The following is a 23,675-nucleotide window of genomic DNA, read 5'->3' as shown; positions in this document are numbered from 1 at the left end:
GCATTGACTCAAACTAGAGTCTTATTTGTTTTTGTTGTCGACCAATACTGCCAGAAGAATAACCACTGCTTTTGCAATCATCTGGTAGTAAGAAGATACGTCTAATAGGTTTAGGGCGTTGTTTAGGAAGCCGATAATCAGTGCACCTATCAATGTACCCATAATGCGACCACGACCGCCCGCTAAGCTTGTGCCGCCAAGAACCACGGCTGCGATGGCGTCTAATTCATAACCCATACCTGCGGTAGGTTGAGCAGATGACAAACGCGATGCCACGATGATGCCAGCCACTGCAGCTAGCAGGCCACAGATTGCGTAAACGCCGATTTTCACTTTGTCTACGTCGATGCCTGATAGGCGAGTTGCTGATTCGTTGCCACCCAGTGCGTAAACGTAACGACCAAAGCGTGTGTGGTTTAATAGGTACCATACTGCTGCGAACACCACGACCATGATCCATACTGGAACTGGGATGCCCATTGCGTAGCCTGTACCGAACCAAGCGAATGCGTCTGCTGTGTCTGTGAAGCCTGTTGAGATAGGGCGACCGTCGGTGTAAACCATGGTTACGCCGCGAAGTAGTGTCATGGTTACAAGCGTTGCGATGAAGGCTTGGACTTTACCCTTAGCGATAATCACACCACTAATAGCACCTAATGCTGCACCAGCTACTAGAGCGGTTGGCACTGCGATCATCACAGGGATTTCCATGCCAATCATGCTGGCTGCGAATGCACCACAAAGCGCAAGTACAGAGCCGACACTCAAGTCGATACCCGCGGTTAAAATAACCAGTGTCATACCGACTGCGATAATCGCGTTAACTGAGGTTTGACGCAGGATATTCAGAATGTTGTCGACAGTAAAAAAGTTTGGGTTTAGGAAAGAAACGACAACAATCAGGAAGATCAAAGCAATCAATGACTTTTGATCAATCAGCCACTCTTTGCTGATTAATGGTTTTTTCTTTGGCGCTTCAGTTTTAGTTGTTTTGCTCATGGTTTTAGTACTCATGCTGCGTCCTCGTTGATCTTTTTACCGACCGCACACGCCAGTAATAATTCTTGGTTTGCTTCTTTAGCATCAAATTCACCGCTTACACGGCCTTCATGCATCACCATGATGCGGTCACTCATTCCTAACACTTCTGGCATTTCAGATGAGACCAAAATAATGCTCATGCCGTCGGCTTTAAATTTATTAATGAGTTGGTAAATCTCTTTCTTAGCACCGACATCGACACCACGCGTTGGCTCATCGAGAATCAATACTTTTGGTTTTGTCATCAAGCCTTTAGCGATAGCCACTTTCTGTTGGTTACCACCAGAAAGGTTGCCAATGATTTGCTCGCGAGTCGGGGTTTTGATGTTGAAGAGCTTGATGAAGTCATCCACGGCGATCACTTCGTCTTTATGTTGGATTTGACCGCTCTTTGTCAGTAGGTCAAGTGAACATAAAGACATATTCTCTTTCACTGAAAGCCCTAGAACTAAGCCATCGCCTTTACGGTCTTCAGAGATGTAAGCAATGCCATTCGCCAAGCCATCTTTCGGGCTTACCGGGTTGATGGTTTTGTTTTCTAGGTTGATGACGCCGCGTTCACTTGGAAGGGCACCGTAAATCACTTTCATCAGTTCGGTACGACCTGCACCCATTAGGCCAGATACACCAAGAATCTCGCCGCGCTTTAGAGTAAAGCTCACGTCATGAACACCAGAACCTGTCAGGCCAATCACTTCAAGGCAGGTTTCACCGTGGCTCTGTCCGATACGTGGATATTGCTCGTCCAGTTTACGGCCAACCATCATCTCGATTAGGCCATCTTCGTCGGTGTCTTTTACTTCACATTGTCCAATGAACTTACCGTCACGAAGCACGGTGATGTCATCACAAATCTCAAAGATCTCTTTCAAACGGTGAGAGATGTAAACAATGCCACAGCCTTCATCACGTAGTTCGTTAATTACTTTAAATAGAGACTCAGTTTCGGTATCGGTTAGTGCATCCGTTGGCTCATCCATGATGATGACCTTAGATTCAAACGATAGGGCTTTCGCTATCTCTACCATTTGCTGCTCACCAAGGCTTAGCTGACCTAAAGGAGTTTTTGAACTGTGTTTTACGTTAAGGCGTTTAAGTAGCTTGTCCGCTTCTTGGTACATTTCGTTCCACAAGATACGTCCCATGGTGCCTGTGATTTCACGACCTAAGAAGATGTTCTCGGCGATGGTTAGCTCAGGAATTAGGTTCAACTCTTGGTGAATGATGCTAATGCCGGCTTGTTGTGAATCACGTGGTCCTTGAAATGCTGCGGGTTTACCTTGGTATGCGATAGCACCGCCGTCCAAGTGGTAAATGCCGGTAAGCACTTTCATCAACGTTGATTTACCTGCACCGTTTTCCCCCATTAACGCCATTACGCGTCCTGGGTAAACGTTGAGGCTTGCCTTATCTAGTGCTTTAACACCTGGGAAGGCTTTCTCAATTGAGCTAAGTTCTAAAATGGCTTGAGTCATGTCGGTTCCTTTACTCGGGGCCAGTTGTATTTGATTGTTTTGGTTCAGTGATGACACTGAGCTGTCGTTGCGCTTAGGTTCAAACGCTGAGCTTGAGCTAAAACGTTACGCCAGCTTGGAAAATAACATTTGCGTATGGCGTGCATTCGCCTGTGCGGATAACCGCGCGGCTTTCATGTGTTCGCTCTTTGAATTCTTCATGAGTGATGTAAGTAATCGAAAGCGATTTGCCGCAACGCGCTTCTTCTGTCTTAACTAAATCAATCAGTGCAGCGTGGTGGTCTGGGCTTACTTTCGCAAACTCTTCTGCAATCACAACGCCTTCTATCTGAGATTCATCCAGCATGGTTTTTACTGTTTGCTGAAAGCTCGGAACACCATGAGTTAAGGCAAGATCAATACGAGTTACGTGATCTGGAATCGGCAAGCCCGCGTCACAAATCGTGATTTCATCTGTGTGGCCAAGAGTCGCCACTAAGTAAGAGAGTTCAGAATTAATTAGAGTACTTTTTTTCATATCACGACCTATCGAAAAATAACGTTTAATGGGTTGAGAACAACTCAAGAAAAACCATCGAAACGTTTCGATAGTGATAATAGTGTCTGATTTATCATTTGCACTCTTCACTTTGCTAGAGTGTGATAACGATCATCGAAACGTTTCGATGGGGCGTTTTTTAGTGATCTTAATCAACGCCATTGATTGCATAAATACGTTCACAATGGAGATACAAAGAGTGCGCTACGGCTTGTTGCTCATACAGTTTTGACACAATGTAGTGTCGCTTAAATTTAATTAAGTGGGGTCAACCGACAAAATGTAGCCAAACTTGGTGATTGTGGTTATCTGAATGTCCGGTGTTCTTAAGCGCGTAAAAACATTACGCAGATTATAGATGACGTTAGCAAGTATGTGAGGAGAGGTGAGTTCCCCTTCCCAGCACATATCAATAATATCTTCCCTAGAAACGGGATCCCCTAGATTTTCTGTTAGTAAACAGAGCACCGAAAGTAGGTGAGGGCGTAAAGTGATTTTATTCCCCTGTTCATTAGTAATCGTTCGAGAGTCAGTATCAATGATTAAGCCGTTGAGCTCTATTGTGTGGTTCATCGTGTTTCTATTCGTCTTATTCTGAATGGTTGAGATTGAGTTAAGTCGCAAGCTACTAAAGCGTGTGGATTATGCAAAATCACGCCACTCTTGAAAGTAAGCTTGCGTAAGTGCGAGGTGGAAAAACCTAAAAACCGGATGATTTGGAAGGGAATAGATTGTTCAAACAAACGTTAGGTGTTTTTTTATTTCTTTTTTATTCAGGCTCTTATGGTGTTTTAACTAATTCTGTTGTCTGGGGTTATAAAGTGATTACATTTTTATTTATTTTTTTGTTTTCTGTGAGCCTATCATGTTCGCGAATTCGACGGGGTGTCGGGTAACTCTAACAAGATTGTGCAGCACAGGAAGGCGTAACAATCTTGATTTGCATTAAGTAAGGTCAAGTAGTAATGGGCAATAAATTAATTCTAAGCATCGCAATGATGTCAGCATTTGCAGCAAACAATGTAATGGCAGCGGACAGTGGTTTGTATCTAGGTGGTGCCATTGGTACTTCTGGCGTCGATGATGGTGGACTATTTTCATCAATTAAAGAGCCAGTGACGTTTGAAGCAGAAGACAATGCTTACCGTATCATTGCTGGCTATAAGTTTAACCGTATTGTATCACTTGAGCTTCAGTACACGGATTATGGTGATGTGGTTGCTAAATATCCTTTAAGAAGCAACGCTGGCTTTACATGGACTCCTCAAGTCTTTTCGATTGCTGCAAACCTTGGTTATACGTTTGATAATGGCGTTCGCCCATTTGGTACAATTGGCTTATCTTCAATCGATCTCGATATGAAGTATGCAGACGGTTCACGTCCTTCAAGTTCTGATTTCGATGATTCAGGTGCAGGTGTACGAGTTGGTTTTGGCGTTGAGTACACCCCAGAAAAGCTTTCTGAGTTAAGCCTGAGACTTGGTTATGAAGCCGATGCATTTACAGTAGAAGTTGACGAGGGCAACTCTTGGAACCGAAAAAAGGTAGAGAAAGATATCGTATTGGCTTCATTCTATCTTGGCGCAATGTACACATTCTAAGTTTCACACTTTGCTAAACGGTAAATCGGTTTCTAAATGGGGCGTCGGTTGGCTCAACCCGTTTGGCTAAAGTGGAAGGCCGCAGTTTTTGACTGCGGTTTTTTTCATGTTCAACTCATGTAACTCTCGATTGAAGATGTAATCGAATAGCTAGGCTTCACGGATATGAGCGGTGACAGCAACGATGGCATGGTCAGTACTGAATTGGTCGTGTTCAAAGCTGGGATTGATGAGGTGATGGTCGAGCACTGTGTAGCAAGAGATTTCCATCATGCTTGATGAGTTCTGACAGTCAAATTCGTTCGACATTAAAATGTAATCCAGAACAGAACCAGAGGCACCGTAATAGTGGGTTGGTTTGCGTTGTTCAAGTAAGTCTTGTTCATGCAATTGATGATAAATATCCCAGCTGTCTTTTAACCGGAAGTGGGAAAGCCAATGCTTGCTGTTTTCGTCTCTGTTTATTGAATAACTTAATAGCCCTTTAAACTCGTCGTTGAATAGAGGCTTATTAAAGTCACCCATTAACACAACAGGCTGATCGGTCTGGTAGCGTTGATTGGTTATGTATTGATGCAGCATCTGAGCTTCTAGACCGCGTTGGACACTCGATAACCAAGAGCCAAGTTGCTCTTGGTGGAAGCGAGTGAGCGTGTCACTTTGTGATTTTTCACCTTGCTGAGCGTTATCCACATCGATAGATTCTGCTTTGGGTTCTGTCGGACGTTGTGATTTGAAGTGCACCACATAACAGTCGGTTGAACCTAAATGGGGTAACGTAATCGTGGCATGAACAGGCGTTCTGTTGAATGAGAAATTGTCTCCAAGGTTGAACGCTGTCAGTAACTTCGAATCTGGCGTAACAGGCTGTACATTTTCAATTGGGTAGCGGGATGCGATACCAACGACAGGGGAGGTGTATAGGTAATCATCTTCAACGTCTGCGCTATCGACGACTGCAAAGTATGGATAACCTAGCTTGTTCATCAATTGCTCTAAAGACTGTGGGCTAAATATCTCTTGAAAGCCAATCACATCACAATCTAATGAACGAATCGTTTCAGCCATCCAGTGCTGTTTCTTCTGCCATTCATCGAAGCTGTAGATGTTCTCAAAATCATAGTAAGCATTCGGCGGTTCGAGATAGTTCAGAAGGTTGAACGTTGCGAATGTTATGTGGTTTGGTTTGTTCAAAGTGTCATTCCATTTAGACCTAGGCTGCAAGGATACTCTAGTGAAAGTATAGTTTGTTGATTATTTAGAACCTAAATTTCACTTCAGAAGCGAATCAAAGCCATGGAGGCTAATGTCATTCCCGCTAGAGTAATCTCCGTGCCTCTGCCTTACCCCGTTCTTTCCAGCGCCACCAAGCTAATTAAAGGAATCAAAGCAATCAGCGCCAACTGCATCCAATAACTTCGAGCGGTGACGAGTTAATTGTAAATAAACCGTCAGAGATGAAGTGCTGATGGTTTTATTAGTTATTACATGATGTTAGATTTGAACCTATACTTGTTTTAACGGCATGCATTCAAAGCCGATTAATCAACTTGAATATCGAATTCATAACATTTGAAGGGAGAGTCAAATGGGAACAGTTTTTCGACGCAAAGCCTCGCAGCGCACTCAGTTTTTCAGGTCTAATTTAAAGTCCTGTGCAGTTATGCTGCCGCTTATTGTTTTACACCCCTCCGTTACTTACGCTTCTGATACCCAATCAACTCCTGCTGTCACCGTTATTGAAACCACACAATTGGTTGGTTTTGGTGAAGCAAAATATCCAGCCGATTTTACTCACTTTGATTACGTTAATCCTGATGCGCCAAAGCAGGGCAAAGTGACCTATGGCAGCATAGGTACCTACGATAGCTTTAATCGATTCGGTTCCCGCGGCGTTGCTGCAAGTTATACCGGAGAGATTTACGATACCTTGATGTTTTCTCCGAGCGACGAGATTGATGCGTACTATCCATTGATTGCTTCAAAGGTTCGCTACGCCAGTGATTTCACTTGGATGGAAATCGACATCAACCCAAATGCTAAATTCCAAGATGGCGAACCTATTACCGCGCACGATGTTGCCTTCACTTTTGACAAGTTTTCAAAAGAAGGTGTGCCTCAGTATCGTGTGTATTATAAAGAGATTAAGTCAGTAAAAGCGGTCTCTGATTTGGTTGTTCGTATTGAAATGAACAGTCCAAACCGCGAAAAACTGTTCAGCTTTGCGCAAAGCACTCGTGTATTACCGAAACATTTCTGGAAAGACAGAAAGCTCTCTGAGCCTCTAAGTGAGCCACCAGTCGGTAGTGGTCCTTATAAGATCATCAGCTACAAATCAGGCCAAAGTGTTACCTATGGTCTAGATGAAAACTACTGGGCAGCAGACCTACCAGTTAACGTTGGCCGTAATAACTTCAAGCAGGTGCAATACGATTACTACCGTGACGACACGGTAATGTTGGAAGCCTTCAAAGCAGGGGAGTTCGATCTTCGAACCGAGAACTCGGCTAAGTTCTGGGCCAACTCTTACACAGGCGCGAACTTCGATAAAGGCTACATCATTAAAGAAGAGATCAACCACGAGAAGCCTGAAACGACTCAAGGTTTTGTCTTCAATATTCAATCTCCTGTGTTCTCAGATCCTAAAGTTCGTGAAGCGTTAACGTACGCGATGGACTTTGAGTGGATGAACAAGAACATGTTTTATGGTCAGTACAAACGGACTCGTAGTTACTTCCAAAACACTGACTATGAAGCGAAAGGCTTACCAAGCGGAGCTGAAGTTGAGTTGTTGTCTCAATACAAAGAGCAAATTCCACCGAGAGTGTTTACTGAAGAATTCCAACCTTCAGTCACCGATGGCAGCGGCCGTATTCGTAGCCAAATGCGCACCGCGTTCAAATTGTTGAAAGAAGCGGGTTGGGTACTGAAAGACAAAGTGATGACCAACGAAAAGACCGGTAAGACGATGTCATTTGAGTTGTTGATTTACAGCCCAACCACGGAACGTATCGCAACGCCGGTTCAAAAAAACCTGAAACGCATGGGTATCGAGATGAAGATCCGTACCATTGATACCACTCAGTACATCAAGCGCTTGCGTGATCGTGATTTCGACATGGTGTCGTCTTCATTTTCCGCAAACCCTTATCCTAGCCCGAACTTAATGATTGTTTGGAACTCTAACTACATTGATTCTACTTACAATACTGCAGGTGTAATGGATCCGGTGGTTGACGCGTTAACAGAAGAAATTGCGCGTAACCAACAGCATCCTGAAAAGCTGCTTACGTTAGGTCGTTCACTTGACCGTGTATTGCAGTGGAATTTCTACAACATCCCTCAATGGCACGTTGGTGAATATCGCGTTGCAATGTGGGACAAGTTTGAGCGTCCAGATGTATTACCTAAATACGATTTAGGTATCGATACATGGTGGATTTCAGAAGAGAAGGCGGCATTGCTTCCTGAAAAACGTCGCTAGGAGTTAGTTAGCATGGCCGCGTATATATTTCGACGTTTATTGTTGGTGATCCCCACGCTGTGGGCGATCATCACCATCAACTTTTTCATCATCCAGATTGCCCCTGGTGGCCCGGTGGAACAAGCCGTTGCTCAATTAGAAGGGCATAACTCTGGCATCATGGAGCGCTTTTCTGGTGGTGGGCAAGAAGTTGATTTAAGCGAAAGTGACCAAGCGTCTGCCAGTGGCTATAAAGGCTCTCGCGGGCTTGATCCTGAAGTGGTTGAAGAGATCAAAAAGCAGTTTGGTTTTGATAAGCCGATTCACGTTCGCTACTTCGACATGTTGAAAAATTACGCGACCTTTAACTTCGGTGAAAGCCTGTTTAAGGGCGGCAACGTTATTGATTTGATCATCGAGCGACTGCCTGTTTCCATCTCCTTGGGGTTGTGGAGTACCTTAATCATCTATGTGATCTCGATACCCTTGGGCATCATGAAAGCGATACATCACGGCTCTCGCTTTGATATTTGGTCGAGTGCGGTGGTGATTGTTGGTTATGCCGTTCCGGGCTTCTTGTTTGCGATTATCCTGATTATTTTGTTCGCGAGTGGTAACTACTTCAGTTGGTTCCCATTGCGTGGGCTCGTGTCGAGTAACTTCGACCAGCTCAATTGGTATCAGCAAGTTGGCGACTATTTCTGGCACTTAGCTTTGCCTATTTTTGCCATGGTCATCGGTGGCTTTGCCACACTGAGCATGCTGACCAAAAACTCCTTCCTTGATGAAATCAACAAGCAATATGTGGTGACCGCGCGAGCGAAAGGTTTGGATGAGAGAAGCATTCTCTACAAGCACGTTTTCCGTAACGCGATGTTGATCATTATTGCCGGTTTCCCGAGTGCATTTATTAGTATTTTCTTCACGGGTTCTATGTTGATTGAAGTGATGTTTTCACTCGAAGGCATCGGTCTGCTTGGCTTTGAGTCGACCATTCAGCGAGATTACCCAGTTGTGTTCAGTTCTCTCTATATCATGACCTTGCTTGGCTTGGTGCTGAGCATTATCTCCGACCTGACGTATACCTGGGTTGATCCTCGAATTGATTTTGAAGCGCGTTAATGGCGAATGAATAAAAAGGTATTGATAATAAATGTTTAACAACCCTTTAGCTGAAGCTCGTTGGTTACGTTTTAAAGCAAACAAGCGTGGTTTTATCTCCCTTTGGATATTTACCATTTTGTTTGGATTGAGCCTGTTCGCTGAGATCATCGCCAACGACAAGCCACTCTTGGTTTCTTATGATAATCAGTGGTTTGTACCTGTCATTAATGAGTATGCCGAGACAGAGTTTGGTGGTGAGTTTGAAACCGAAGCCGACTACAAAGATCCTTATGTTATCGAACTCATTGAAGACAGCGGTTACATCGTGTGGCCCATCATTCCGTTTAGCTACGATACGATAAACTTCGATATTTCGGGCGCGGTGCCATCGGAGCCAGATTCAGTGAACTGGCTTGGAACCGATGATAAAGGGAGAGATGTATTGGCCCGCATCATTTATGGGTTCCGTATCTCTGTTCTGTTTGGTTTTATTCTGACGATTGTATCGAGCGTAGTCGGCGTAGTTGTCGGGGCAACGCAAGGTTACTACGGTGGTTGGGTCGACTTGTTTGGGCAGCGCTTCATTGAAGTCTGGTCTGGAATGCCGACCTTATTCTTGCTGATCATTCTGTCGAGCTTCATTGAACCGAATTTCTGGTGGTTGCTAGGGATTATGGTGCTGTTCAGTTGGATGAGTTTGGTTGGGATTGTGCGAGCTGAATTCCTACGTTGTCGAAACTTTGATTATGTAAGAGCCGCGCAAGCCATGGGCGTTGACGACAAACGCATTATGCTTCGCCACATGCTACCCAACGCGATGGTGGCTTCGTTAACCATGATGCCGTTTATCCTTTCAGGCTCGGTCACCACATTAACGTCGTTAGATTTCTTAGGCTTTGGTTTGCCTGCGGGTTCGCCTTCATTAGGTGAGCTATTGGCGCAAGGTAAAGCTAACTTGCAAGCGCCTTGGCTTGGCATTTCTGCTTTCGTCGTACTTTCATTGATGTTGACGTTACTTGTCTTCGTTGGTGAAGCGGTGCGTGATGCTTTCGACCCACATCAACAGAAGTAAGGATAGGTTATGACTTCAAATACAGTTCCTGCTTCAGGGTCAACAGCAGAGGCTTCGAATGCATCTCCAGTTCTGACCATAGATAAATTGTCTGTCGGGTTTGGGCGTAAAGACTCGATAGAACAAGTGACGCAAGACGTCTCGTTGGAGATATACAAAGGTGAGACACTCGCGCTGGTGGGCGAGAGTGGCTCCGGTAAATCGGTCACGGCTAACTCGATTTTAAAGCTGTTACCTAAAGGTTCATCGCACTACTTAAACGGTAAGATTAACTTCTCTGGCACCGATATTCTGAGTTGTTCTGAAAGGCAATTGCGAGGGATTCGTGGTGGCCGCATTGGCATGATCTTTCAAGAGCCTATGGTTTCGCTTAATCCACTTCATCGAGTCGGTAAGCAGCTGGTTGAAACCCTCGCGATTCACCGAGGTATGCGAACCAATAAAGCTCAAGCCTTGGCGATAGAGTGGCTTTCAAAGGTGGGTATTCGTTACCCAGAGCAGAAGATATCAGCGTACCCACACGAGCTATCAGGTGGAGAGCGTCAGCGTGTAATGATCGCAATGGCTCTGATTAACGAGCCAGAGCTGCTTATCGCTGACGAGCCGACGACTGCGTTGGATGTGTCGGTACAAGCGCAGATCCTAGATCTTTTGAAAGACTTGCAGCAAGAGCTCGGTATGGCGATGCTCTTTATCACACACGATTTGAGTATCGTTCGTAAAACTGCCGACAGAGTGGCGGTAATGAAAGATGGTCGCTTGGTTGAAAGCAATGACTGCCATACCCTGTTTAATGCTCCAGCTCACCCTTATACGCAAAAGCTTATCAACTCTGATCCGAAAGGCTTGCCCGTTCCTGTGTCACCCGAAAGCAAACCGCTACTCGATGTAAATCAACTTCGTGTTTGGTTCCCGATCACGGGCGGTTTATTCAAGCGAACCATTTCTCATGTCAAAGCCGTAACCGACATGGAGTTCACTTTGAAGAAAGGGCACTCAATCGGTTTAGTTGGCGAAAGTGGTTCTGGTAAATCGACGACTGGTATGGCGATACTTAAGCTGGTGGATAGTGAAGGGTCAATTACCTACTCGAGTGAACAGCTTCAAGGTTTAGATCGAAAACAGATGCTTCCGTTTAGAAGCCGTATGCAAGTGGTCTTCCAAGACCCGTTTTCTGCGCTAAACCCGAGAATGTCGGTCGCTCAGGTGATTGGCGAAGGTTTGTTAGTGCATCAACAATTGGATGAGCACGAACTCGACCAACGCATCTGTGACGTAATGAAAGAGGTTGACCTCGATCCTGAAACTCGTCACCGTTACCCAAATGAGTTTTCTGGCGGTCAAAGGCAGCGAATTGCGATTGCTCGTGCTTTGATCCTTAAGCCAGAGTTTATCTTGCTCGATGAACCAACATCGTCACTCGACAGAACCGTTCAAGCGCAAGTACTGGATTTGCTGAAGTCACTTCAAGAAAAGTACGGCCTGACCTATTTGTTTATCAGTCATGATCTGAATGTCGTGAAATCCTTGTGTCATTACACCATTGTGATGAAAGCAGGCGAGGTAATAGAGAAAGGTGACACTGAGACTTTGTTTGGTAATCCGCAGCATGAATACACCAAGCAGCTTGTCAGCCTTTCGAATGTTGGTGGTGCGCTATAAAGTGGGTGCGTAACGAGAACAAAAGAGTGCTCGGTGAATTCAACATGGTCATTTACTTGTTTTAAGATTACACTGCGCCCAATATTTCAGAAGTACATATTTAGGTAGAGGTCACCATGGACCAAGAACATTACGAAGACGCTGACTACGAAGGTCAAGAGCTGGGCGAAGAAGGCGAAGAGATTGAGATTGAAGCAATTGGTATTGATGTTTCATCACAGCCAATCGAGCTCTACAAAGTGTTTAAAATTGCTAACCTAGTGAGTGGTGGCGGTGAAGCTAAGCACATCATCTCTGAAGGCTACGTAGCGGTAAATGGTGAGCTGGAAACGCGTAAGCGTCGTAAAATGTACGATGGCGACTTCTTTGAATTCAACCAAGAATACTATGTAGTGGTGTGTGATCAGCCAGTACAAGAAGAATCAGAAAAGCCGAAAAAGAAAGAAGCGCCTAAAAAAGAGAACAAGGCGAAGAAAGGTCAGTCTAAAAAGGATTCTAAGAAGAAAGAATCTAAGAAAAGCAAAGCAGAAATGCTAAGCGCAACGGCTGAACCAAAGAAAGAGAAAAAAGAGAAGAAGAAAGAAAACAAACCGAAAAAGAAAGCGGATACGCCTAAGCCACAACGTGACGACAAAAGCGGCCGTAACTCGATTGAATTCTTCTAAACTACAGTTCTAAACGACGGCTCTAAACTGCTTTTCTAAAACGAATCTTTTAAAACTATTCGTTTGAACATCAAGCAACGTTAGACCTCGGTTTTACGTTAAGCAGATATCAAAAGGCTCACTATCTAGTGAGCCTTTTTTGTATTTGTTTGCTAGCACAGCTAACGGCCAATAACGCTTATTCTCAGTGTCGAGTGCGAGAAGACGTCAGTTCTGATGCGCGAAGCTGAGCAACGGCTTTTGCGAGTTCAAGCTGAGCTTGTGCAAAGTTGATGTCTACATTGCCCTTATTGATATTCTCTAGGGCTGCATATTTCGCTTCTTCTGCGCGAGCGCGGTCAATATCTTGGCCGTGCAAGGCAGTATCGGCTAACACCGTTACCACATCCGGCTGAACTTCTAGCATCCCGCCAGAAACATAAAGCACTTGTCCCTCTGACTTAGGGTCTGTGACAAACACTGTCACGCCAGGCTTTATTTTACTGAGAAGCGGGGAGTGACCCGGGCGGATCCCCAGCTCACCATCAGCGCCAGAAACGGCTAGGGCATACGCTGGACCTGAAAACAGCGTACCTTCCGCACTTACAATATTAAGTTGAAATGTATTATCTGTAATTCCGATAGCCATGGTGCACCTGCCTCTTAGAGTGATTTTGCTTTGTTAAGCACTTCGTCGATAGAACCACAGTACAAGAATGCCTGCTCTGGGATATCGTCATATTCGCCGCCTAACAGGCCTTTAAAGCCTCTTAGTGTTTCGCTTAACGGTACAAATACACCTTTCTGACCGGTAAACACTTCGGCCACGTGGTAAGGCTGAGTTAAGAAACGTTCAATCTTACGAGCGCGAGATACCGTTTGTTTGTCTTCAGTAGACAGCTCATCCATACCAAGAATCGCGATGATGTCTTTTAGCTCTTTGTAGCGTTGCAGCGTTGTTTGGACTTTTTGTGCAATGTCGTAGTGTTCTTGACCAACCACAAGCGGGTCCAATTGGCGAGATGTTGAATCCAATGGGTCGATTGCAGGGTAGAGGCCCAATGCCGCGATGTTACGAGACAGTACAACGGTCGCATCTAAGTGAGCAAAGGTTGTTGCTGGCGATGGGTCAGTCAAGTCATCGGCAGGTACGTATACCGCTTGGATAGACGTGATAGAGCCTTGTCTAGTCGAAGTGATACGCTCTTGCAGTACACCCATCTCTTCAGCGAGTGTTGGTTGGTAACCTACTGCTGAAGGCATACGACCTAACAGTGCTGATACTTCAGTCCCCGCAAGCGTGTAACGGTAAATGTTATCAATGAACAACAGTACGTCACGACCTTCATCACGGAAGCGCTCAGCCATAGTCAGGCCAGTCAATGCTACACGTAGACGGTTTCCCGGTGGCTCGTTCATTTGGCCGTAAACCATGGCTACTTTGTCTAGAACACCCGCTTCTTTCATCTCGTAGTAGAAGTCGTTACCTTCACGAGTGCGCTCACCAACACCGGTAAATACAGAGAGACCTGAGTGTGCTTTGGCGATGTTGTTGATAAGCTCCATCATGTTGACGGTTTTACCTACGCCAGCACCACCGAACAGACCGATTTTACCGCCCTTTGCGAACGGACAAATAAGGTCGATAACCTTAACGCCGGTCTCAAGAAGTTCAGTGCTGTTTGCTTGTTCTTCATAAGAGGGTGCTTCTCGGTGAATTTCGTAGCTTTCTTGTTGACCGATTTCACCGCATTCATCGATAGGCTGACCAAGAACGTTCATGATACGGCCTAAGGTTTCTTCGCCCACAGGAACGGTGATTGGAGAACCGGTGTTTTCAACAGTTAGGCCGCGGCGCAAGCCATCTGACGTACCCATTGCAATACAACGAACGATACTGCCACCCAGTTGTTGCTGAACTTCCAATACGAGAGAGCTTGCTTCCTCGCTAGTCACTTTCAATGCATCATAAACGCGTGGGCTGTTGCCGCCGCTGAACTCGACGTCTACCACCGCGCCGATAACTTTAACTATTTTTCCAACACTCATCTCTAAATCCTCAAATTCTATTCTTAACCCACTCTTGTCTGCACTTAGACAGCTTGAGCACCTGAGACTATTTCACTCAGTTCTTGGGTAATGGCAGCCTGTCGTGCTTTGTTGTATACCAACTGCAAATCATCGATGAGTTGGCCTGCGTTATCGGTCGCCGCTTTCATGGCCACCATTCGGGCTGCTTGCTCACAGGCAATGCTCTCTACGATGCCTTGATACACTTGTGATTCAATGTATCGATGTAACAGCTCAGAGAGGATGTCTCTTGGTGCTTGTTCGTAGATGTAGTCCCAACGACGTGCTTTTTTCGCGCCTCCATCGGCCTCAGAATCTGAAGGGTGGGGCAGCAACTGCAAGGTCGTTGGTTCTTGAACCATGGTGTTGATGAACTGGTTATACACGAGATACAAGCTGTCGATTTTTTCGTCGTCGTAATGCCCTAGCATCGCGTTAACCGTACCTAAAATGTCTTCTAATTTAGGCGCGTCACCAAGGCCTGACGTTTGCGCGATAACATTGCCGCTGCGTTGGAAAAATGAGATAGCTTTTGAACCAATTAGGGTCGTTTCTACCTCAACGCCTTTGGTACGCCACATCTCCATTTCTTCTAACACTTTCTTGAACAAATTCGAGTTCAAGCCACCACATAAGCCTCGATCGGACGAAATAATGATGTAAGCAACGCGTTTTGGTTCACGCTGTTGAAGGTAGGGGTGCTGGTATTCCAGCGACCCTGATGCGACATGAGAGATAACTTTGCGCATGTTCTCGGCATATGGACGTGTTAGCGTCATATTGTCTTGAACCTTACGCATCTTACTTGCCGCAACCATCTCCATTGCACTGGTGATTTTCTGAGTGTTACTAACACTGCCTATCTTGGTGCGAATTTCTTTAGTATTTGCCATCATCTGCTCCTAATTTGTTTTGATTTCCAGCCAACAAACCGGAGCGTTTACCAAGCTTTCAACGCTACAAAGTCACCGAGAAGCTTTGCAAGTGCACTGTCGATCTCGTCGTTGTAGTCACCGTTAGCGTTAATGGTGTCGAACAACTCTGGGTTTTGGCCCTTTGCGTAAGCAATTAATTCTTCTTCAAAACGCGCAACTTTGTGCAACTCTACGTCAGCCAAATAGCCTTTTTCTGCTGCGTAGATAACCGTTGCTTGCTCTGCGACAGACATCGGCGAGTATTGCTTTTGCTTCATCAGTTCGGTTACACGTTCACCATGATCAAGCTGTTTGCGCGTCATGTCGTCTAAGTCAGAAGAGAACTGAGCGAATGCCGCTAACTCACGGTATTGAGCTAACGATGTACGAATACCACCAGACAGTTTCTTGATGATCTTGCACTGTGCTGCACCACCCACACGAGATACCGAGATACCTGGGTCAACAGCAGGACGTAGACCTGAGTTGAATAGTTGGGTTTGTAGGAAAACCTGACCATCAGTAATCGAGATTACGTTGGTTGGTACAAACGCCGATACGTCACCCGCTTGAGTTTCAATGATAGGAAGCGCGGTTAATGAACCTGTTTGGCCTTTCACTTCACCGTTTGTGAACTTCTCAACGTATTCCGCATTTACTCTTGCCGCACGTTCTAGTAAGCGTGAGTGGAGGTAGAATACGTCGCCAGGGAAGGCTTCACGACCCGGTGGGCGTTTAAGTAGTAATGATATTTGACGGTAAGCGACGGCTTGTTTTGATAGGTCATCATAGATGATCAGTGCATCTTCACCGCGGTCACGGAAGTATTCACCCATGGTGCAACCAGCATAAGGTGCTAGGTATTGAAGCGCGGCTGATTCTGATGCTGATGCGACAACAACGATGGTATTTTTAAGCGCATCGTGGTCTTCCAGTTTACGAACAACGTTTGCGATAGTAGAGGCTTTCTGGCCAATAGCCACGTACACACATTTGATGCCAGAATCTTTTTGGTTGATGATCGCATCGATTGCTAACGCTGTTTTACCCGTCTGACGGTCACCGATGATAAGTTCACGTTGACCACGACCGATAGGCACCATGGTATCAACGGCTTTATAACCCGTTTGAATTGGCTGGTCGACGGACTTACGCTCGATTACGCCGGGTGCAATTACTTCTACAGGGTCGAGTCGGTCACAACTCACTGGGCCTTTACCATCGATTGGCTCACCTAGTGTGTTCACTACACGGCCAAGCAGTCCATTACCTACAGGTACTTCTAAGATACGACCTGTCCCTTTCACTTTCATACCTTCAGAAAGGTCAGTGTAGGGCCCCATAACCACGGCACCGACTGAGTGGGTATCAAGGTTAAGAGCAAGAGCGTATTTACCACCTGGAAGCTCGATCATCTCACCCTGCATGACATCCGCAAGGCCATTAATAGTAATGATGCCATCACGAACCGAGACTATGGTGCCTTCGTTGCGAGCTTCGGTGCTCACATTAAACTTCGAGATGCGATCTTTGATTAGATCGCTGATTTCATTTGAATTTAATTGCATAATTGTTACCTATCTCGCGTGAAGTTGATGGGCTAATCGGCTAATTGATGTGTTCAAAGAACCATCGATGACGGTTTCACCCGCCTTGATGACGATCCCGCCAACCAGCGAGTCATCAATAACCTGTTCCATTTCAACCTGACGCTCTAATTTCTTCTCAAGTGCAGCAGTGAGTGATGTAACTTGATCTTGTGTAAGCAATTCTGAACTGGTGACAGTGACAGGGATTACACGTTCATGTTCGTCCTTTAGGTCGCTGAACAAGTTAAACAAGTCTCTGATCACTACAAGACGGCCATTCTCAGCCAAGACTTTAATGAGATTAATGACGTGGTCATCAACAAGTCCTTGGCAAACGTGAATGATGAGATTGACCAGTTCTTCAGATTGCTGTGTGTGAACACCTTCTGCTGATGAAATCTGCTTAGCGATCGTTTCTTCTTCCGCTACCGTCACAAGAATGGACAGCATTGAGTGCCACTCTTGTAACTTGTTTTCACCTAAAGCAAAGTCGAACGATGCTTTAGCGTAGGGATGAGCAATATTGGTGTAATCTGACATATTGCCTCCGTTTAGAGTTCGCTTATCATTTGATCAACTAACGCTCGGTTCGTTTCAGAATCTAGGTTTTTGCTGATCAATTTCTGTGCACTTTGAATAACAGCGTCTGCCATATCCGCCTGAAGTTCACGGCGTAACTTTTGACGTTCGCCTTCTAGCTCAGCTCTACCTTGCTCTAAGATGCGCGCTTTTTCTTGCTCACCTTCTTGGTGAGCTAAGGTGATGATTTCGTTGCGGCGTTTTTTGCCTTGCTCAATCAGTTCGGTCACATTTTTTTTCGCATCTGCGACGAGTTGTGCGCCATTTGATTTTGCTAGTTCTAGCTCTTTCGCTGCATTCTCTGAGTGGCGTAAACCATCAGCGATTTCTTTTTGGCGCTCGTCTAACATCGCGGTGAGAGGGGGCCATACATATTTCATGCATAGCCAAACAAAAATCACGAATGAGATTGCTTGACCAAACATGCTGGCATTTAAATTCATACCTTCCTCACTAAATCTTGATTATTTACAAATCGATCTTTTCAAAGCTTTTAATTAAGCAACGGCAAAGATGATGTATAGACCGATACCAACACCGATCATCGGTACAGCATCCACAAGGCCCATCATGATGAAGAATTGAGTACGAAGCATTGGAGTAAGGTCTGGTTGACGAGCAACACCTTCAAGGTATTTACCTGCTAAGTTACCAATACCAGATGCTGCACCCGCTGCACCTAAACCGATCAGTAATGCACCTGCTACATATAAAACTGCGCTTACGATATCCATTTGTATCTCCGATAAATAATTTGTTAGTTAATTTTTAGTTATTAATTAATGGTGTTCTTCTGTTGCCATTGCTAAATAAACAACGGTCAGTACCATAAATATAAATGCTTGCAAGAATACGATTAATATGTGGAATAAGGCCCATGGAACACTGAGTGCCCATTGCATCCACCAAGGCATTAGTGCGATAAGGATGAATATCATCTCGCCTGCATACATATTTCCGAATAATCGTAAGCCTAGTGATATTGGCTTTGAAATTAATGTTATTAATTCAAGAACGAAGTTAACAGGATATAAAAGAGGGTTATCAAATGGCTGAGTAGTGAGCTCTTTGATAAAGCCTTTCAAACCTTTATTTTTTAACGTATAAGTTAACAGTAGAATAAACACACCGAGTGCCATCGATATTGGGATATTTACATCCGCTGTCGGTAGATCTCTAAAGTGTTCTAAACCCATTACACGAGTTAACCCTGGTATTAAATCAATTGGTAATAGGTCGACTGCATTCATTAACAACACCCAAACAAAAGTGGTTAATGCCAGTGGCCCTATTAATTTATCCTCCGCTTGAAAAATCTCTTTGACTAGGTTGTTAACGAAATCAAAGATAAGCTCGATAAAACATTGAAAACGACCTGGAACACCGCTAGTGCCCTTGGTCACTACATATCGAAAAGCTCCAATAAACAATAAACCCGTAATCCAAGATACCAACATTGAATCAATGTTGAACGCCCAGAAACCATCACCTGTAGTTAAGAAGGTTAAGTGATGCTCTATGTATTCGTGAGCGGTAGTGACTTGATCCATACTACACGTACTCCGATCTTGTAGAGGCAGTAATAAATGGTGTTAAGAAGTACCCAATCATTGTAAAAATGTACGCGTATAATATTACTGGGTTATCCAATTTAAAAAACTGGAATGCCAAGATAAACATTAAGAACGTATAGGTTATTTTCACGACACGACTCATTTGCATTAAGTCACGTAAACTATAATTGGGATTCTTGTGCACCTTTAGGCTTGCATATATAAAACCAAACAGCGGTGGTAACATCGCGATTACGACACCCAAAGCTGAAGACTCCATATCTACTTTATTACCAAAAAACACTTCATATAAAACTACACCGACGGCTAATACTATTTGGCAGAGAATAACTCTTTTAGCAGCAACAAGGATGTCACTACTTATCCCATTAAACCTCATAATAAAACCCTATATTTAACAGTGTAAGTTAATATAAAACACAGTTTGAATATGTTTTGTTACTAGCACTTACTTGTTAATAGCAATTTGACTTGTTAATAAACCTTTACTTGTTAACAAAGAAATAATCTTTCTGGCTTTATATCTCCTGACGAAATTAAACGATAAAAACTAATTCGCTATCGTTTCGACAAAATATAAACTACGCCTAAAATTATGTGATCAAAACGACAAAAAGCGACATCAATAATTCCATTTTTGAAATGAATGTTTTTCATTTATGAAAGTAATAGTTGAATAACTTTATTCATGAGAATTTTTAATGCTTTATTTTTAGCGAAAATGGGCGTTTTTGTGAAAGAGTTTTAGCTACCAATTGGGCAAGTTACGATCTTATCAATTACGTATATTCAAACACTTAGCGTCATTTATAAGTTGATTGTTGAGTGTGATTCTACAAGTGGATAAAGCAAGTTTAGTTAGCGATGAAAGCCGTCGTGCATTGAGTTATTTATTTGTACGGCGTTCTCTATCTAGAAGTGATTATTTTTCAAAATAGTTTGTCGTGACTTCATTCTTAACGCCTTTCAGGCGATCAGAAACGGATAAGTCGGCGCTTAAGATGAATATGATGGAAGAAATTCAGCTCCTCACATGGATGTAAGGAGCTGAAGATAGGGTAAAAATCTGAAGGTTAGGGCACTAAGCCCAAGATAGAAAGGTCAAAACTCTGGATATTAGAGCTGGAATTTCTTGATGTGTTGCTCTATCAACCGCTTTTTAAGAAAACAAACTCAATCATGTCCCTCTATTCGTCTTCATAACTTAGATATTGAATACATAAGTCATGAAAAGCCTGCGCTTGTGGCGAGATCGTACGATCAGACAATCTGAAAATACCGATCTGACGCTGTAAGGGCGGGTCAATCAATGGGATCCACACCAAACGGGTTTCATTGGTCGGGAAAGCCAACTTAGGTAGCGTGGTCACGCCTATCCCGAGTTCTAACACCGAAAACAACGAAGTGATGTTCTCTACTGAATACAGAGCCTGTTCGCTGAGCATTCGTGCAGGTGTTGGGTCAAGTAGGGTACAAGTACCGTTGCGAATGAAGGGTTGTTTTAACAAAGTTTGCCATTCGATTCCCTCTCGTTGAGAGGCGATGGGGTTATCTTTGAGGCAGACCACACCAATAGGGTCAGAGAGCAAAGGCGTGAAATCGATACTCTCTTCTTCTAAATGGGAGCTATTTCCGAGGGCTACATCCACCTCTCCAGAGAGTAATCTCGCTTCCACACCTGCCGCATTATCATCAATTAAGCTGACCTCAACATTGGGGTACTTTTCGCAAAAAGCCCCTAAAACACTAGGGATTAGTTTTGCGGCCACTGAAGGGACACTCGCTATTCGAACTCGCCCTTGTTGGCCAGCTGCTGCAGCACGGAGGTCGTTATCTAATGCCTTGTAAACATTTAAGAATTGAATGATTTTCGGTAAACATATTTCGCCAAAAGGTGTCAGCGTCGATTTGTTGCCCGTTTCAAACAGTGGTTGGCCGAGAATTTTTTCTAGCTCTTTTATCGATGTTGAAAGTGCCGCTTGCGAGCGATTTGCTCGGTGAGATGCCGCTCTAAATCCGCCTTCTTCGACCACTAAAACAAAATGTTTTAACTGTTGTAGCTTAATACTCATGACAGGAATCCTTCTCTAGGCCTTGCTATACCTTACTTTTTTAAAGGTGATAGATTTTATTTATCAAATGCACAAAATTTACCGTTAGATTTATCAGCCGTCAAGGTGCAGTATTTAACCATCTTGAAACATAGTTGTTACAAAGTTGGATGGAATCGTGAACGCACAAACTAAAAAATACCCAGTAAAAACCGAGCTTTTCGCTTCAAAAGCACCACTAGAGTGGGCAATCGTTAATAACGGCACTCTATACACAGCGCAGATTCCAATTGATGAAACTGGCGCAGTAGTAGAAGGCGGTATCGAAGCGCAAACGCGTCAGACTTTTAACAACCTTGTTCATACGTTGGAGTGTGCAGGCGAATCTATGGATTCAGTGCTGCAAGTTCTGATTTACGTGACAGACCGTGAATATCTAAAAACGGTCAACAGCGTATACGGAGAATACTTCAATGCACCTTATCCAAACCGTGCTGCGGTCGTCGTTGCAGGGTTAGCAAGAGAAGAAATGTTGGTTGAGTTCGTGGTTTACGCATCAGCCTCTCAACCTGAATAAAGATACTGTGAACTGAGGCAATTTGCGGATTAAAGCTGTTTTGAATTAAAGCGGTTTATTGATACAAGCGACTTGGTTCAGTTTTAGATACAAGATTTAAACGTAATTACTTATATAAATTAACGTTTTATTCATTAATCAGATGGTTGCCAGACTCAACCGCAACCTAACCGTTACAAGGACAGAATGATGACTCAATTACAGAATGTTCAAGCAGAAAACGCACTTTACATTGGCGGCGAATGGCAAGCGGGTGTAAGCACCGTTGCGAACATTAACCCATCAGATATTTCTGAAAACATCGGTAACTTCGCACAAGCAAGTGCTGACCAAGTTCAACAGGCGATTTCAGCGGCGAAGCACGCTCAACCAGAGTGGGAAAAAACGCCGATTGAACGTAAGCAAGCAGTACTTCAAGCAATCGGTGATGAGCTGATTGCACGTTGTGATGAGCTAGGTACGTTGCTTTCTCGTGAAGAAGGTAAGCCTTTTGCTGAAGGTCGTGGCGAAATTTACCGTGCAGGCCAGTTCTTCCAGTACTTTGCGGCTGAAGTACTTCGTCAAATTGGCGACAACGCAGAATCAGTACGCCCAGGCGTTTCTGTAGAAGTGACTCGTGAAGCGGTGGGCGTTATCGGCATCATCTCTCCTTGGAACTTCCCGACTGCAACAGCAGCTTGGAAAATCGCTCCAGCATTGGCTTTCGGTAACAGCGTTATCTGGAAACCAGCAAACCTAACACCAGCAAGTGCGGTTGCGTTAACTGAGATTATCCACCGCCAAGGCATGCCAGCAGGCACGTTTAACCTTGTTCTAGGTAGTGGTTCGAAAGTAGGTGATGCACTGATCAACTCTAAAGAAGTGAACGGTGTGAGCTTTACTGGTTCTGTTGATACAGGTCGTAAGGTTGCGGCTGCTACAGCGCCAAACTTCGTTCGTTGCCAACTAGAAATGGGCAGTAAGAACGCACTTGTGGTTGCTGATGATGCGGATATTCAAACAGCTGTTGATGCGACTATTGCAGGTTCGTTCTCTGGCGCAGGCCAAAAATGTACAGCATCTTCTCGTCTAGTGGTTATGGATGGCATTCACGACCAATACGTTGAAGCACTAATCAAACGTATGAGCGAGCTTAAAGTGGGTCACGCACTAGAAGACGGCGTGTTCATGGGCCCTGTTGTTGACGGCAACCAACTTGAAGCGAACCTAGGTTGGGTTGAGAAAGCACGTCAAAGCGGCGGTGAGCTAGCATTTGGTGGCGAACGCCTAAGCATGAAACACGAAGGCTTCTACATGTCTCCAACGCTGTTCTTAAACACTAAGAACGATTGGGAAGTGAACCAAGAAGAAGTGTTTGCACCAATGGCAAGCGTGATTCGTGTGGCTGATCTAGAAGAAGCTATCGCGACAACCAACGATACTCGCTTTGGTCTAACGGGCGGCATCATTACTCAAAGCCTACGTACTAGCGCAATGTTCAAGCAACAAGCGCAAACAGGTTGTGTGATGGTGAACCTACCAACAGCGGGCACTGATTATCACGTACCGTTTGGTGGTCGTAAAGAGTCTAGCTTCGGTCCTCGTGAGCAAGGTCAGTACGCGAAAGAGTTCTACACAGTCGTGAAGACGGCTTACCAGCGTCCTTACTAATCAACTTTCTATATAAGAATTGGATAGCTGAAGATATTAAGTCCCTAGCTATCCAGCTATCGAATTGGCCT

The 23,675-nt window shown here is 44.5% G+C and carries 23 protein-coding genes; 8 read left to right on the top strand and 15 right to left on the bottom strand.

What is annotated here, in order from left to right:
• Nucleotides 1-21: 21 nt before the first annotated feature.
• The 4 genes from rbsC to ACED28_RS15885 all read right to left on the bottom strand — a co-directional run bounded on the left by rbsC (nt 22) and on the right by ACED28_RS15885 (nt 3,627).
• Entirely contained in the window at nt 22-1,014 is a 993-nt protein-coding gene (gene rbsC, locus ACED28_RS15900) for a ribose ABC transporter permease (RefSeq protein ID WP_102363311.1), read from the bottom strand.
• Complete coding sequence (rbsA, locus tag ACED28_RS15895) at nt 1,011-2,516, bottom strand: ribose ABC transporter ATP-binding protein RbsA (RefSeq protein ID WP_371710224.1); 1,506 nt, start codon at nt 2,514-2,516, stop codon at nt 1,011-1,013. Before rbsA ends, rbsC begins: the two co-directional genes overlap by 4 nt.
• 97 nt (nt 2,517-2,613) lie before the next feature.
• The gene (gene rbsD, locus ACED28_RS15890; RefSeq protein ID WP_029222844.1) at nt 2,614-3,033 is read right to left on the bottom strand and encodes a D-ribose pyranase; all 420 of its coding nucleotides are present in this window, start codon (nt 3,031-3,033) and stop codon (nt 2,614-2,616) included.
• Nucleotides 3,034-3,312: 279 nt separating this feature from the next.
• Nucleotides 3,313-3,627: a winged helix-turn-helix domain-containing protein gene (locus ACED28_RS15885; protein WP_009844908.1), complete on the bottom strand. Its 315-nt coding sequence runs from the start codon at nt 3,625-3,627 to the stop codon at nt 3,313-3,315.
• A 392-nt stretch (nt 3,628-4,019) separates the two neighbouring features.
• Between ACED28_RS15885 and ACED28_RS15880 the strand changes: the two genes are divergently transcribed.
• Nucleotides 4,020-4,655: a porin family protein gene (locus tag ACED28_RS15880; protein ID WP_009844909.1), complete on the top strand. Its 636-nt coding sequence runs from the start codon at nt 4,020-4,022 to the stop codon at nt 4,653-4,655.
• A 150-nt stretch (nt 4,656-4,805) separates the two neighbouring features.
• On the opposite strand, the gene ACED28_RS15875 is transcribed toward ACED28_RS15880, so the two are convergent.
• On the bottom strand, nt 4,806-5,849 hold the full coding sequence (locus tag ACED28_RS15875; RefSeq protein ID WP_371710223.1) for an endonuclease/exonuclease/phosphatase family protein: 1,044 nt from the start codon (nt 5,847-5,849) through the stop codon (nt 4,806-4,808).
• Between the two features lie 394 nt (nt 5,850-6,243).
• Here ACED28_RS15875 and ACED28_RS15870 point away from each other — a divergent pair, with 394 nt between their 5' ends.
• The 5 genes from ACED28_RS15870 to ACED28_RS15850 all read left to right on the top strand — a co-directional run bounded on the left by ACED28_RS15870 (nt 6,244) and on the right by ACED28_RS15850 (nt 12,621).
• On the top strand, nt 6,244-8,139 hold the full coding sequence (locus tag ACED28_RS15870; protein WP_371710222.1) for an extracellular solute-binding protein: 1,896 nt from the start codon (nt 6,244-6,246) through the stop codon (nt 8,137-8,139).
• A 12-nt stretch (nt 8,140-8,151) separates the two neighbouring features.
• A complete protein-coding gene (locus tag ACED28_RS15865) occupies nt 8,152-9,240 on the top strand; it encodes a microcin C ABC transporter permease YejB (RefSeq protein WP_371710221.1) in 1,089 nt (362 codons plus the stop codon).
• Nucleotides 9,241-9,271: 31 nt separating this feature from the next.
• Nucleotides 9,272-10,294, top strand: coding sequence for an ABC transporter permease (locus ACED28_RS15860; RefSeq protein ID WP_004730360.1), 1,023 nt, complete (start codon nt 9,272-9,274; stop codon nt 10,292-10,294).
• Between the two features lie 9 nt (nt 10,295-10,303).
• Nucleotides 10,304-11,956, top strand: a complete 1,653-nt coding sequence (gene yejF / locus ACED28_RS15855; protein WP_371710220.1) for a microcin C ABC transporter ATP-binding protein YejF — start codon at nt 10,304-10,306, stop codon at nt 11,954-11,956.
• A 116-nt stretch (nt 11,957-12,072) separates the two neighbouring features.
• Nucleotides 12,073-12,621, top strand: a complete 549-nt coding sequence (locus ACED28_RS15850; RefSeq protein ID WP_371693112.1) for an RNA-binding S4 domain-containing protein — start codon at nt 12,073-12,075, stop codon at nt 12,619-12,621.
• Nucleotides 12,622-12,805: 184 nt separating this feature from the next.
• Here the strand turns inward: ACED28_RS15850 and ACED28_RS15845 are convergent, their stop codons facing one another.
• The 10 genes from ACED28_RS15845 to ACED28_RS15800 form a co-directional block, all read right to left on the bottom strand.
• Nucleotides 12,806-13,249 carry a F0F1 ATP synthase subunit epsilon gene (locus ACED28_RS15845; protein ID WP_004730391.1) on the bottom strand — a complete coding sequence of 148 codons (444 nt, stop codon included), beginning with the start codon at nt 13,247-13,249 and terminating at the stop codon, nt 12,806-12,808.
• 14 nt (nt 13,250-13,263) lie between these two features.
• Nucleotides 13,264-14,649: a F0F1 ATP synthase subunit beta gene (atpD, locus tag ACED28_RS15840; protein WP_371710219.1), complete on the bottom strand. Its 1,386-nt coding sequence runs from the start codon at nt 14,647-14,649 to the stop codon at nt 13,264-13,266.
• Between the two features lie 44 nt (nt 14,650-14,693).
• The gene (gene atpG, locus ACED28_RS15835) at nt 14,694-15,563 is read right to left on the bottom strand and encodes a F0F1 ATP synthase subunit gamma (protein ID WP_012600781.1); all 870 of its coding nucleotides are present in this window, start codon (nt 15,561-15,563) and stop codon (nt 14,694-14,696) included.
• Nucleotides 15,564-15,610: 47 nt separating this feature from the next.
• Nucleotides 15,611-17,152: a F0F1 ATP synthase subunit alpha gene (atpA, locus tag ACED28_RS15830; RefSeq protein ID WP_016794807.1), complete on the bottom strand. Its 1,542-nt coding sequence runs from the start codon at nt 17,150-17,152 to the stop codon at nt 15,611-15,613.
• A 9-nt stretch (nt 17,153-17,161) separates the two neighbouring features.
• Nucleotides 17,162-17,713 (bottom strand): F0F1 ATP synthase subunit delta, encoded by a 552-nt coding sequence (locus tag ACED28_RS15825; RefSeq protein ID WP_371710218.1) that lies wholly within the window; start codon nt 17,711-17,713, stop codon nt 17,162-17,164.
• An 11-nt stretch (nt 17,714-17,724) separates the two neighbouring features.
• Complete coding sequence (locus ACED28_RS15820) at nt 17,725-18,195, bottom strand: F0F1 ATP synthase subunit B (RefSeq protein ID WP_004730401.1); 471 nt, start codon at nt 18,193-18,195, stop codon at nt 17,725-17,727.
• A gap of 54 nt (nt 18,196-18,249) precedes the next feature.
• Entirely contained in the window at nt 18,250-18,486 is a 237-nt protein-coding gene (gene atpE / locus ACED28_RS15815) for a F0F1 ATP synthase subunit C (protein ID WP_004730405.1), read from the bottom strand.
• Nucleotides 18,487-18,531: 45 nt separating this feature from the next.
• The gene (atpB, locus tag ACED28_RS15810; protein WP_009844934.1) at nt 18,532-19,302 is read right to left on the bottom strand and encodes a F0F1 ATP synthase subunit A; all 771 of its coding nucleotides are present in this window, start codon (nt 19,300-19,302) and stop codon (nt 18,532-18,534) included.
• 1 nt (nt 19,303) lies between these two features.
• Complete coding sequence (locus ACED28_RS15805) at nt 19,304-19,705, bottom strand: ATP synthase subunit I (protein WP_371710217.1); 402 nt, start codon at nt 19,703-19,705, stop codon at nt 19,304-19,306.
• 808 nt (nt 19,706-20,513) lie between these two features.
• Nucleotides 20,514-21,398, bottom strand: a complete 885-nt coding sequence (locus ACED28_RS15800; protein ID WP_371710216.1) for a LysR substrate-binding domain-containing protein — start codon at nt 21,396-21,398, stop codon at nt 20,514-20,516.
• A gap of 157 nt (nt 21,399-21,555) precedes the next feature.
• Here ACED28_RS15800 and ACED28_RS15795 point away from each other — a divergent pair, with 157 nt between their 5' ends.
• Nucleotides 21,556-21,954, top strand: a complete 399-nt coding sequence (locus ACED28_RS15795) for a RidA family protein (RefSeq protein ID WP_029224053.1) — start codon at nt 21,556-21,558, stop codon at nt 21,952-21,954.
• Nucleotides 21,955-22,143: 189 nt separating this feature from the next.
• A complete protein-coding gene (locus tag ACED28_RS15790) occupies nt 22,144-23,604 on the top strand; it encodes an aldehyde dehydrogenase family protein (protein WP_004730413.1) in 1,461 nt (486 codons plus the stop codon).
• Nucleotides 23,605-23,675: the final 71 nt, after the last annotated feature.

Origin of the sequence: Vibrio sp. 1F253 (assembly GCF_041439295.1) — a bacterium.
In the GTDB taxonomy this organism is placed as follows: Bacteria; Pseudomonadota; Gammaproteobacteria; order Enterobacterales; family Vibrionaceae; genus Vibrio; species Vibrio tasmaniensis_A.
This window is presented reverse-complemented; position numbering and strand designations above follow the sequence as displayed.